General features: G+C 38.6%; 11 protein-coding genes. 5 read left to right on the plus strand and 6 right to left on the minus strand.

All coding sequences use genetic code 11. The features are described 5' to 3' along the window. Positions 1–21: 21 nt before the first annotated feature. The 5 genes from CWR45_RS01705 to sspI form a co-directional block, all read right to left on the minus strand. Entirely contained in the window at positions 22–693 is a 672-nt protein-coding gene (locus tag CWR45_RS01705) for an ABC transporter ATP-binding protein (RefSeq protein ID WP_115748070.1), read from the minus strand. Next, positions 686–1,813: an ABC transporter permease gene (locus tag CWR45_RS01710; protein WP_170138764.1), complete on the minus strand. Its 1,128-nt coding sequence runs from the start codon at positions 1,811–1,813 to the stop codon at positions 686–688. Before CWR45_RS01710 ends, CWR45_RS01705 begins: the two co-directional genes overlap by 8 nt. Beyond that, positions 1,810–3,033 (minus strand): ABC transporter permease, encoded by a 1,224-nt coding sequence (locus CWR45_RS01715; RefSeq protein WP_245975313.1) that lies wholly within the window; start codon positions 3,031–3,033, stop codon positions 1,810–1,812. The genes CWR45_RS01710 and CWR45_RS01715 overlap by 4 nt, the downstream gene beginning before the upstream one ends. A gap of 49 nt (positions 3,034–3,082) precedes the next feature. Then, entirely contained in the window at positions 3,083–4,663 is a 1,581-nt protein-coding gene (locus tag CWR45_RS01720) for a DUF6583 family protein (RefSeq protein ID WP_115748073.1), read from the minus strand. Between the two features lie 470 nt (positions 4,664–5,133). Further along, on the minus strand, positions 5,134–5,352 hold the full coding sequence (gene sspI / locus CWR45_RS01725; RefSeq protein WP_115748074.1) for a small acid-soluble spore protein SspI: 219 nt from the start codon (positions 5,350–5,352) through the stop codon (positions 5,134–5,136). Positions 5,353–5,448: 96 nt separating this feature from the next. Here sspI and CWR45_RS01730 point away from each other — a divergent pair, with 96 nt between their 5' ends. The 3 genes from CWR45_RS01730 to pheT all read left to right on the plus strand — a co-directional run bounded on the left by CWR45_RS01730 (position 5,449) and on the right by pheT (position 10,226). Then, the gene (locus tag CWR45_RS01730) at positions 5,449–6,186 is read left to right on the plus strand and encodes a TrmH family RNA methyltransferase (protein WP_115748075.1); all 738 of its coding nucleotides are present in this window, start codon (positions 5,449–5,451) and stop codon (positions 6,184–6,186) included. Positions 6,187–6,749: 563 nt separating this feature from the next. Further along, the gene (gene pheS / locus CWR45_RS01735) at positions 6,750–7,784 is read left to right on the plus strand and encodes a phenylalanine--tRNA ligase subunit alpha (RefSeq protein WP_115748076.1); all 1,035 of its coding nucleotides are present in this window, start codon (positions 6,750–6,752) and stop codon (positions 7,782–7,784) included. Positions 7,785–7,796: 12 nt separating this feature from the next. Further along, on the plus strand, positions 7,797–10,226 hold the full coding sequence (pheT, locus tag CWR45_RS01740) for a phenylalanine--tRNA ligase subunit beta (RefSeq protein ID WP_115748077.1): 2,430 nt from the start codon (positions 7,797–7,799) through the stop codon (positions 10,224–10,226). Positions 10,227–10,665: 439 nt separating this feature from the next. Here the strand turns inward: pheT and rnhC are convergent, their stop codons facing one another. Then, positions 10,666–11,592 (minus strand): ribonuclease HIII, encoded by a 927-nt coding sequence (rnhC, locus tag CWR45_RS01745; RefSeq protein ID WP_115748078.1) that lies wholly within the window; start codon positions 11,590–11,592, stop codon positions 10,666–10,668. A 182-nt stretch (positions 11,593–11,774) separates the two neighbouring features. Between rnhC and zapA the strand changes: the two genes are divergently transcribed. Beyond that, positions 11,775–12,038 carry a cell division protein ZapA gene (gene zapA / locus CWR45_RS01750; RefSeq protein WP_115748079.1) on the plus strand — a complete coding sequence of 88 codons (264 nt, stop codon included), beginning with the start codon at positions 11,775–11,777 and terminating at the stop codon, positions 12,036–12,038. A 3-nt stretch (positions 12,039–12,041) separates the two neighbouring features. Next, positions 12,042–12,593 (plus strand): CvpA family protein, encoded by a 552-nt coding sequence (locus CWR45_RS01755; protein WP_115748080.1) that lies wholly within the window; start codon positions 12,042–12,044, stop codon positions 12,591–12,593. Positions 12,594–12,983 lie beyond the last annotated feature (390 nt).

Raw genomic sequence — 12,983 nt, forward strand, 5'->3', positions numbered from 1 at the left:
GGATTAGACAATATAGCAATACTAAAATGATAGAATTGCTTTACCAGAATTGATTAAGATTTCTTCATAAAACGGATCATCACCAATACAGATGATTCGATCACATAAATCGATAATTTCATCCATATCATGGGATGTATATAAAATCATTTTCTCATGAGCGGATGCCAATTCTTGCAAATAAGCGCCAATTTCTTTACGGGATTTTAAATCAATGCCGACAGTTGGCTCATCAAGGAGCAGGAGAGTAGGATCATGGATAAGACTAATTGCCAAATTTAATTTTCGCTTCATTCCACCGGACAATGTCTTCACTGGTTCCTTCCATTTATCAAGAGACATGTCCAAGCATAATTGCCTTAGTGCTTCATTCCCGCGTTTTTTCCAAGCTAGTTTTTCGAAAAAAATCATATTTTCTTCAACAGTAAATTCTTCCCAGATGGCAATATCTTGGGGAACATAACCAATCGCCTTCCGTATCGACTGCTTTTCATCTTTATAGGATTTCTCTTGCAAGTAAATCGAGCCATTTGTTGGCCTCTGCAGTGTTGCTAAAATATTTAGCAATGTCGATTTACCAGCACCATTTTCTCCAACTAATCCAATAATTTCACCAGGCTGAACGGAAAAGGAAATCTGTTCAAGTACCACTTTTTTCCTGTAAGCCTTCGATAGGGATGTTACGTTAAGCATTGGATTTACCTCCTTTTACATACCAAATAGCGATAATGATAATACAGACGATGTGCCATGGACTGATATAATCCACATGTAAGAATGGCTGTATCGGGTTAAGCAATGCGACCCACCCAAAACGATTCGTAATCCCATCAATCGGGATTATTGCACCACTAATCACCGCAATAATTAATGCTAGTAAAAATGCTGTACTATAATATAAATAAAGATTTCGGAATAATAATGTGAAAATAAATGCACCCATAATAATCAACAGACGAAATGCTAGTATCGCGCCAATCAGTGACAAGGAAATAGGCTCCGAAAGATAGGTATAGAAGACAATAACTGCAAGCAGGTCAAAGATGAAAAATAGCATAGTATACAAGCATACATTGACGAATAAATAATCTTGATAAGAAAAACGTATAAATGCGAATCTCGGTAATATCTCCGCTCTTTTTTCCTTAATTAGCCAGTCGAATAGCAGGAGGGTAGATAGGATACTAAATAATGCCCATAATGCCCACGTATTCCAAAGACTGACGTGATTTTCATTGTCTGCTCCTGCTGTATTTGCAAAGGAGAAGGTCGTACGGAGTAGATCTTCCTCCCGTTGTATCTCAATTGTTTTTGCAACAATTTCATTCCATGTCCATTGCTCCGTTGAATTATTACTAAGTTTAATGACTGTATGGGCTGCTTTAGATCGACTAGTATCCTGTTGGACGAGTGAAATAATCATTTGACTGACAGGTGCGTAGGCGAATGATAAATTGGACCGGTAGCTTGTAATCAATCTGTTGCGTCGGCCGTTTTCTACATCCTGCTCGTAACCATCACCAATCACAAAGGCACTATCTAATTCATGGCTCTCAACCAATCGACGAGCTTCTGCTTCCGTTACATCTATTACACGGATGAGTGGTGTCGCTTTAATCGAATCGTAGAGCGTATTCGCGATTTCGCTATCGTCTCCTGCGACGATGCCAACCGGGATTTTGCTATCCTGTTGAATGAGATTCGTACCGTAAACAATTGCTAGGGTCGCAAGTATTGGAAATAGGAGCCAGAATAATATGGAGAGCATTTGTTTTTTCCAATGGATTAGCCTCGTATGTAAAATCGCCATCATGATTGAACACGCTCCTTCCACGCAGAAATCCCAAGTAGAATGAAACATCCCGCGAACGCGATTAATAAGAGTGGGATATAGTCTGCATACATTCGGTCGTTAAGCAAAATCTCTGAAATCCAAGAGAAGGCCTGATAGGAAAAACTATAGCTAACGAGTTCCTGCAGCTGTAATGGTAAATAAATTACAGGAAGAACAGCGCCACTGCAGGCTAAAATTACCAGAGTGAATAATAATTGGGTGAACAGACTTATTTTCGGAGCGGAAATCAACGTTTCGATGATTGCCAGACCGATGAGGAATACGATGCAATATAAAAGAATAAGACCTATAAATCTAGCATAATCCTCTAAAATTAGATCAAATGATAGAAATAACTGGAGCCAAACGAAAGTAATCGCAGCAAAGAAACTTGCCGTAATAAGTGTCACGATACTTTTGGAAATGCTTTGCTGCAGCTCGGTCACCCCATAAAGCTTGATCCGTTGTTTCATCCTTAGTGGCGATTCACTGGTAAGAAAACGATATATGGTAAGCAGCCAAATCGTTAGAATAATAAACCAGGCAGCAAGAAAAAAGTAATGAATCGGTGAAGACGTCGCTAAATTTGTCACTTCTTTTTCATTCAGTATTTGATTACTGCCAAGCGTATAGAAAACAAATTCCTTAAACTGTTCAAAAACAAACTCATTCCGCGTCTCATCATCCATGCCTAACTGTTTTGCATATTCATTGATCGTGAGAATATTTGCCTGAGAGCTACGAATATGTCTCGTCACGCTTTCGATAATTTCATTAATTAAGTAACTATCTATCTTCCGGTTTGGATTGCCGATAATTCGCAATTGAACCGACTTGCCTGTGTAAAGGTTCTTTGTGAATCCTTCCGGGAAGGTAAGGTAGGAACTAATCTCATTGTTCTCAATTGCTGTTGCTGCGTCCTTTTCTGACATACTATGTAATTGAATAAAGCTACTTAGCGAAGATGATTCCTCTATCAACCCACTGACTAGTTTTGTTTCCTTCGATTGGTCTAAGTCGACGAGACCAATTTGAATCGGATCATTTTCTTCTGGTAAAACGATTGTAATCACAAGGGCAGCAACTATCCCGATTAATAAAAGCGGGAAAATGAAAAGAAGAGGAAGTGGGAGCCACTTCCTCTTTAGCTGCATAAAATTATTTTTCGTAAATAAGTGAATATGGTTTATACGTTTCATGCAGTGCACTTCCGTTTCTTCAAGAGGTTAACCTAAATACTAATAATTTTTAGAAATTTCCGCTTCCGGCCAACTTAGTAAATAACCATTCCTGGAAGCTTGGTACGACCTCAAGCTCGAAATATTCCATGGTTCCTTGTGCGCCCATCTCTCCAAGATCTTTTACATTATCCTCAGCAGGCATTTCTACCTTATCGATCGTTTTTCCTTCCACATTTGCATGAAGGGCAAACATATCTTGCGAAATATCTGGGCTTTCAATAGAGAAGCTGTTTTCTGAACTCATTTGATCCTTATTATATGTTGCAGAACCATTCCAGTTTAAAGAACCAGAAGTAGCTGATTCCTCAAATGTGAAGATACGTTCAAAATCACGAGTACCATCAGTTAATGTTTCGGTTCCGTCATAAGCAAGGGTAAATTCATCCGCTGTTAAGCTAATCTTATCTGATGCCTTATTATCTTCCCAAGTTAGGTTACCAGCAATATTAACAACACTCTCGTTACCGGATTCAGTCAATCCAAAATCATAATCAAAGAATTGTGTCGTATCTTTAAGTAATTGTCCGCCTTTTACAGAGAATGTAACTAATTCTTCTGCAGAAGGTCCCATTTCAATTGCTAAATCACGTTGTACGATTAAATCGTTTTCTACCCAAATTGTAGAGTTAAATCCATTAGGAATCTGTAAATCTGCTAGGCCATCTTTTGCTTCAGCAATACCTGTTTCAAAGTCTGATAGTAATTGATCAATTTCGGGATCAACTGCTGCAGTTCCACCTAATTGCAGTCCTGCTTGTTTACGGATTAAATCCTTCAATTTATCGTCTTTTTCCATTTTATCAAATACAGCTGTTAAAATCTCTTTAACTTGCTTTTCAGTGAGCTGCATGCTAATTTTCTCGGCATTGATTGATTCTCCATTTACTTCCACTGTTTCATCTTCAGTAGTAAATGCATCTTCTGGTAATTGATCATAAATCATTTTTCCATATTCTTCTTTAAAATATTCTCTATCCTCTTCAGATAGACCACCATTACCTTCGAAAATACTATCTAATTCCAATGTTTCTTCACCAGTAAATGATACTGGGTCTAATTCATAAAGCAGGGGACCTAAATCTGCATCTTTTAATTGAATCACTTCTTCAACAAAAGGTAAGCTAAGCATTAACTTCTCGTTTGTAAATGACAGATTCACGTCATTTACTTCAATTCCACCAATCGATGCTGCGATATCGGTTGAAATTTGCTTGTTTTCCATATCGGTTGCAGCTGTAATTGTAAGATTCGAGTTATTAATAATTTGTGATGGATCAACTCCACCATATGCTGCTTCTGTTGAAGGAACATTATACTCACCCGAAAGGTCTACTTTTGATTCTGTTGCATTTTCTTTAGAATGTTCATACCAATCTAGTTCAGGTTCATATCTTTCTTCTACCTTATCAATCATGAAATCTGTTGATTTTTTTTCTGCTAGAAAATAAGATTCTTTCAGGGATAAATTATTGAGCATGAATGCTGCAACTGCGCCCCCAATTGCTAATACTGCAATAATTGTAATGGCGATAATTCCTTTTGAGACTCCTTTTTTCTTATTACTCCCATCATTCGTTGTTTCGTTCACGAACTATTCCCCTCTCAATTGATCTTATACCAACATGTTTACTGTAAGACTTAAGTTGGTATCCTTATGTTTTATACCATTTAATGGAAGGGTAGTCAAACAAAACTAAATGGTAGTTGCTACAATAATGAGTCTAAAGTAACGGTAATGTCTTTAATTTAAGATTTTAAAGTAAGTATATTTACCTAGTTAAATGGGGATTTGTGTAAAAAATTACGTCCTGTTTTAAGAAAATTTCCTCTTTATTATAATTTATAGGTATTAATCATTATTTTTCTTAATAATTTGACTGGAGGCTTATGTTGGAAAAATAGGCGGAAAATTATTAAAAAACGGATAATAGGATAATGTTGTACTACCGCTGTGGTAATAAACCGCTTCATCGAAAGCAGTCGTTGTTTCGATGAAGCGATGCAATTGGATATCAATCAGTAGCATGTAATTCAAGTATTGTACAGTAAAAGAGCTTTCTACATTGTTGCTTGCTTTACGCCTTGTTCTAGTGCTGTTACCATTTCTCTTTTATCTTCTTCGGTTGATTGATTCCAAATTAGTTCAAACAAGTAGCCGAGACCTGGGAGCATCTTTTCTTCCCCAGCCTGAATTGCATCGACAATCGTTGCCTCTAATTGTGCTTGGTCATTTGTAGAAATATTATGCAGGATCGCTTTACGAATATTTAAGTTCATCATTATCCTCCTCATCTTCGTGCTTTACGGATAGTTTGACCAACCACTACTAAAATATGTATGATAATAGTAGTAAAAATGACAAGGATGGAATATATGATTACATCAATAAAGAATGAACGAGTAAAAGCATGGAAGAAGCTACACAATCGCAAAGAACGAAACAATACAAAAACCTTTCTAATAGAAGGCTTTCATTTATTAGATGAAGCTTGGAAAAGCGACTGGGTAATTCGAGAAATCATTGCAGAAGAAGCCGTGGAGCTGCCGAATTGGTGTCAGGACTATGAAGTTGAACGGGTAAGTGCTCTTGTATTTGAGCAGATTACCCAAACACAAACGCCTCAAGGTGTTGCTGCTGTACTAGAAATGAAAGAGGAGTTTAAACGAAAAGGGAAATATTTGCTCTTAATTGATTCGGTCCAAGATCCAGGAAATCTAGGGACGATGATTCGAACCGCCGATGCTGCTGGAATGGACGGAATAGTCCTTGGTCATGGTACGGTTGATGTTTATAATGATAAAGTCATTCGCTCTACCCAAGGTTCAATTTTCCATCTCCCGATTTATCAGGCAAACCTAATCGATGAAGTTACAGTATTGAAACAAGATGGCTTTAAAATATGGGCAACTGCTTTACAGCATGCAAAAAAATACAATGAAATTGCAATCGACGAAAAAGTAGCGTTAATCTTAGGAAATGAAGGAGCAGGAGTGAAGCAGGAACTCATTGATGCAGCAGATGAAATTGTCACGATTCCGATTTACGGAAAGGCAGAATCATTAAATGTCAGCATCGCTGCAGGGATTTTAATGTACTATCTGAAAAGATAAGTTGCAACAATACCGTAAATTACTTATAATGAACTTAATATTAAAGTAAATAAAAAAGCGTTGAACGAGCAGGATAGCATTTACGAGCGATAAAGGGAGGAAATGTCTTGGACTGAGAGCATTTCCATCGTATTAATTGCTATTGTTTCACTCAGGAGCTGGCACTTGGACCTCATATTACGTGAGTAAAGGTGTTCCGGATGTAAATCCGTTATCAGGTTTAAGTTGGACAAAAAGGGCAGAAGTGCCCCAACTGTCAACAAGGGTGGTACCGCGAAATCAAAGCCTCGTCCCTTTTTTAGGGAGGGGGCTTTTTTTGTAGTTAAGAAAGTATTAATAATTATTTCTTACTACATAAGTGGGGCCTACAAGATGTAGGTCAATTCGGTGTTACGACAAAGGTTTTCGATGGGGCGAGTAACCGCAGTCCCAAAGGTTTTAAGGTGGGGCGAGTAACCGCAGTCCCAGGACGCCCTAGTTTTTAACCGAACTTCCCCTAAGGCTTTCACCGAAAGGCTTGGTTAAACCTTAGTTTTCTAATACTTTTAGGAGGTTAAATGTCGATGAAAGAGCAATTAGAAGCAATTCAGGTCGAGGCATTGGAGAAAATAGCTGGAACTGATGAAATCAAAACACTTCAAGAAGTCCGTGTTGCATATTTAGGTAAAAAAGGCTCCTTAACAGGTGTGCTAAAAGGAATGGGTAAGCTTTCTAAGGAGGAACGCCCCGTTATTGGTGAAATTGCTAATAAAGTGCGTGATGCAATCACTGCTGCGTTAGATGAAAAGAATGAAAAGCTTGAGCAAAAAGCTTTAGAAAAGCAATTAGAGGCTGAGGCAATTGACGTTACATTGCCAGGTAAACCAGTTAACCAAGGTGGACCTCATTTATTAACGAGCATCGTGGAGGAAATTGAGGATTTATTTACCGGTATGGGCTATGAAGTACGAGAGGGTCCTGAGGTTGAAACGGACTATTTTAACTTTGAAGCATTAAACCTACCGAAAGATCATCCAGCACGTGATATGCAGGATACGTTTTACATTACGAATGAATTATTAATGCGTACCCATACATCACCAGTGCAAGCACGAACAATGCAGGAATATCAGGGTGGAAAGTCATTCAAGATGATTTGCCCAGGTAAGGTGTATCGTCGTGATAATGATGATGCAACACATTCCCACCAATTCACACAAATTGAAGGATTATATGTAGACAAAAATGTGCGCATGAGTGATTTAAAAGGAACACTGGATGTATTTGCGAAGAAAATGTTTGGTGAAGATCGTGAAATTCGTCTACGCCCAAGCTTCTTCCCATTCACAGAGCCATCCGTTGAAATGGATATTTCTTGCAAGGTTTGCAAAGGCGCGGGCTGCTCTGTTTGTAAAGGAACAGGCTGGATCGAAATTCTCGGTGGAGGAATGGTTCACCCACGCGTATTAGAAATGGCTGGATATGATCCGAAAGAATATTCAGGTTTTGCATTCGGTATGGGACCAGAACGAATTGCCATGCTTAAATACGGTGTAAACGATATTCGCGCATTCTATACAAATGATAAACGATTCTTAAAGCAATACCATCAGGCATAAGGAGGTAGAAAAGTGTTAGTATCCTATAATTGGTTAAAAAACTATGTAGATTTAGGAGAGATTACTCCCGAACAATTAGCAGAAAAAATTACGAAGTCTGGAATTGAAGTTGATCATGTAACGTATATTGCTGAAAAAAGCACAAATGTAGTGGTTGGATATGTTGCCTCATGTGAGAAGCATCCAGATGCAGATAAATTAAATGTTTGTCAGGTCGACGTGGGTGAAGAAACATTGCAAATCGTTTGTGGTGCACCAAATGTAGCGAAGGGCCAAAAGGTAGCGGTAGCATTGCCAGGCGCAAGTCTTCCGGGGGATATAAAAATTAAAAAAGTGAAGCTTCGCGGTGTTGAATCAAACGGGATGATTTGCTCTCTGAAGGAATTAGGTCTTGATCCAAACTATATTCCTACAGACGTTGCCGATGGAATCTTCGTTTTCCCTGAAGAAACAGTTGTTGGTGAAAGTGTAACGTCATTACTAAATCTAGACGATGCTGTCTTGGAATTCGACTTAACTCCAAATCGAGCAGATGCATTAAGCATGCTTGGCGTTGCTTATGAAGTGGCGGCTATTTTAGATCAGCCAATTACGTTGCCCGATGAAACGTTAAACATTACCAGCAAGGAATCTGCACATGATGTTATTTCAGTTGAAGTAGAAGCAGAGGACTTAAATCCATATTACGGCGCATTTCTAATTAAAGATGTGGAAATTAAAGCATCACCATTATGGATGCGAAATTATTTGATGGCTGCAGGAATCCGTCCCATCAATAATGTAGTTGATATTACAAATTATGTTTTATTAGAATATGGCCAACCGTTGCATGCATTCGATTATGATCGATTTGCATCGGATAAAATTGTTGTTCGATGTGCAGTTGATGGAGAGAAAATCACAACATTGGATGACCAGGAAAGAACACTAGCAGCAGAAACGTTAGTTATTACAAATGGCAAGGAAGCAACCGCAATTGCTGGTGTAATGGGTGGTGCGAACTCAGAAGTAGTCGGCGAGACAAAGAATGTCTTACTGGAGGCCGCATACTTTAACGGAGCTTCGATTCGAAAAACAGTGAAAGCGACAGGATTAAGAAGTGAAGCAAGTACAAGATATGAAAAAGGGATTGATCCGAATCGTGTGAGACGTGCAGGAATCCGTGCTTGTAATCTACTACAACAATATGCTAGTGGTACCGTTTTAGCTGATGTTGTTGAATTTGATGCACTTGACCGTTCTGAAAGCATAGTGGAAGTGAATACCAATCGAGTAAATGAACGATTAGGTACTGAAATTGATGCACCAACAATTGCAGCAATTTTAAATCGGCTTGACTTTACATTTGATCAAGCTGGGGATGATTTCACAGTCCATGTACCTACACGTCGAGGAGATATTACAATCTTCGAGGATATGCTCGAAGAAATTGCGCGAATTTATGGTTATGATCATTTGCCGTATACACTTCCAGTAGGTGTTGCACAATCTGGTGGACTGACAGGAAGACAGGCATTAAAACGAATGGTGAAAAACTATTTACAAGGTGTCGGTTTAATGGAAACAATGACCTACTCCTTAACGAATGGTGAGGACATTTCGAAATTAATAAGTCCAGAGGTGAATGAACAAAATCCTCAAGGAGTGTCCTTAGCGATGCCAATGAGTGAGGATCGTAAATATTTACGATTAAGTATTTTGCCTGAATTGCTGCATACTCTAACATATAACCAAGCAAGAAATCAAGCAAATCTTGCATTTTACGAGGTCGGAAACGTGTTCATAAGCGATGAAGAAACATTAACGAAACAGCCAACGGAATTATTGCGTGCTTCAGGTGCAGTAACTGGCAGATGGGTAGAGCATCCATGGCAGCAAGAAGTGAAAGATGTTGATTTCTTCGTTGTCAAAGGAATTGTGGAAGGGCTATTCGACTTCCTGCAGATCCCAGTAACTTTTTCACCTGCGAAGCTAGCAGACATGCATCCAGGCAGAACAGCGACATTAGAAGTAGATGGCAATATAGTTGGATTTATCGGTCAACTTCATCCGACTCTGGAAAAAGCATTGGATTTAAAAGCAACGTATGTATTTGATATAAATCTTGATGTACTGATTAAGAAGTATGATGGAGAACCATCATTTTCTGCGATACCGAAGTATCCATCAATCGAACGGGATATTGCGTTTATTCTTGATGATACTATCCATGCAGGGGATGTGCAGGCGTTAATTAAAGAAGTCGGTGCACCACTTGTGAAGCAAGTAAAAATCTTTGATGTGTACCAAGGTGAAAATGTAGAAGATGGTAAAAAGTCAATTGCCTACAGCTTACTATATCAACACCCAGACAAGACATTGAAGGATGATGAAGTGGAAGCATCCTATCAAGAAGTTGTCGAATCCGTGAACCAACGCTTTAACGCGTATGTTCGCTCGTGAAAACAGGTTCTAAATAATATAGCTTAGCTTTTGGTTTATAGTTCAACGGTATAGAAATGTTGATTTTCGATACGGAAAGTCGTGCATTTTAAGGCAACACTATAGCTAGCTCTTTCTATAAGAATTTCCGATGGATCTTCAGCTGTTACTATTCCCTTATGAGTCAAATGTTCACCGCTCCAATTCGATGGACATTTGAAAGGTAGTTTTGTTATTAAAGCTAAGATTAAGCACAGTCCCAGCGAAGGAAATACACAGAGACTCCTCGAAAATAAAGGGCAATTTATCTGATTGCGATGTAACGCTGTCGAAGCCTTTCTTGTCCTGCGGGAGGCTCACCAGCCGCCCGCGGAAAGCGTAGCGTATTTTCGCAGCGCTATACCAATGAACATATTAAGGAACAGGAGCGCTACCAACTGGTAGCGCTCCTGTTTGCTTTCTATAAATATTTTCTTGCCTTAATTGTATTGGCGAAATGGGTTTTCGCACAAATGTTTAAGGCTTCTTCTCCTTTTTCTCTCATGACTGCCGCAATCGCCCGGTCTACTTTTTGTGATGCCCCTTTAGGCAGCTCGATCCCTATCTGTTCGGAAAGCTTATCCATCTCATTCAAAAAGCTTGTTCTCGCGATAATGGATCCAGTAGCGACAGCAATCGAATAACTTTCCGCTTTTGTCATGAAATAGGTTTTATCCTGTAGACGTTGATTTTCCGTTGCAATATGGCGCGTATATATGTTCGGTTCACAAAATTGGTCTACTAAAATGCCATCTAATGGTGCATTGCCAATTTTCTTCGTTAAATTCGTAATCGCATGATGATGCAGCATTGCTTTCATCTTTCCTTGAGACCAGCCTCGCTTCTGCAGTTTATTATATTTTTCATTGTGTAAAACGAGAAGTGAATAAGGAATCTTAAGCTTAATGATTTCCTTTGAAAGTTTACGGATTATTGGATCAGTCAGGGCCTTTGAATCCTTCACACCTAGTTCCTTTAATAATGGGATATGCTGCTTTTCGACATAGGCAGCAGCAACAGTAATCGGTCCAAAATAATCACCTGTACCTGCTTCATCTGAACCAATATGGTTACTTGTGAATAAAGTGGCAGGAGGTGTATAGCTTGATACTTTTGCTTGTGGCTTCTTTTTTTCTGGTGTAGGATTTCCTTCACCCCATCTTGCAGCCTCTGCTTCGGGTGCATTTCCTTGAAATAGTACCTTACCTGATTTATATGCAGTGATTACCGCCTGTGGTGTTTTTGCGCGGAAAATAGCACCCTGTGGTGTTGTCGTTAATGAATCGGTATAATAATGCTTCATTTTGTTTATGGTTTCTATAGAATAGATATGTACTTGTTGAGCCATTCATCTCTCTCCAATCTTTTGTACTTTGACTATAGCAAATTGTTCTTCATAAGGAAATACTTCTTTTTGAAAGCAGTTCATGTTAATATAGAGTGAAGAATTTTTTCGTGATATGATGTGGGAGACGTACTTTCCCATAGCAAACGGGTAACAGAGTTTTCTAAGAGCAGGAGGATTTTCACTTGACTCAAGATAAAAAAGAACGGATTACAGTAGAAATATATAATAAAAAATATAATATTGTTGGGGAAGAACCAGCTAGTCATGTTAAATTGGTCGCAAGTCTTGTAGATGAAAAGATGAACGAGATTCAAGATGCGAATAGACATCTTGACACTGCAAATTTAGCAGTGCTTACTGCCATCAATACGATGAATGATTATTTGAAACTGAAAGAAGACTATGCTAGTTTATTAAGCTCCATGAAAAGGAAAGAGGATAAATAAGTTATGTTTGATTTACTACTCATTGTCATCCTTATTTTTGGCTTTTTAGTTGGCTTAAAACGAGGATTTATTTTAGAAGTCCTTCATTTAATAGGAACGATTGTCGCGTTTATAGTTGCGGTCCTATATTATGATGATCTAGGTGAAAAGCTCGTATTATGGATTCCATATCCAGAACTGCCGGAAAGTGCGTGGGCAGATTTTTTAGCGGCAATGCCACTTGAGACTGCTTTTTATAACGCAATTGCATTTGCTGTGATCTTCTTTGCAACAAAAGTCATCCTGCAAATTATTGCGTCAATGCTAGATATTGTAGCATCTATACCGATTATCAGCTCTGTGAACAAAATTCTTGGTGCAATCTTAGGTTTTATCGAAATATACGTCATTCTATTTATCATTCTTTATATCCTTGCACTTACACCGATGACGTCTGTGCAGGAATGGATTAATAATTCAAATGTCGCATTATTTATTATTGAACAGACACCGTATTTGTCAGGGAAGATTTTGGAGCTGTGGTCAACGTATATTGAAGATGGAAAGACGCAGTAATAGGGAAATCCATATATTAGAAATTTATCATCAACGAAGCTTGGGCTATTTTTTATGGATAGCTCGAGCTTTTATTTTTTATAGTATATAATCGGGAGTGAAGAGAAAAAAACGGCAATACAGTTGTTATTGCCGTTTTTTGTAGAGTTCTCATAAAAAAATTCAACTAACAATTTGTCCTGTCCTAGCTGTTACTTTCTGTTACTTATGTCTTAAGAAAACCGAAAACCGTTACTCAATATGGGAGATCGGTTGTCACTCTGAAAGCCACTAAGACTCCTCAATTTTCTTCGCGTGATTTAACGTTGTCGAAGCTTTCCTTGTCCTACTATTAGGCTCACAAGCTCCCACGTTGAAAGCGAAGTGTATTCCCGGGACTTCTGGCCCTAG

This window comes from Oceanobacillus chungangensis, from assembly GCF_003369565.1.
GTDB lineage: Bacteria > Bacillota > Bacilli > Bacillales > Amphibacillaceae > Oceanobacillus > Oceanobacillus chungangensis.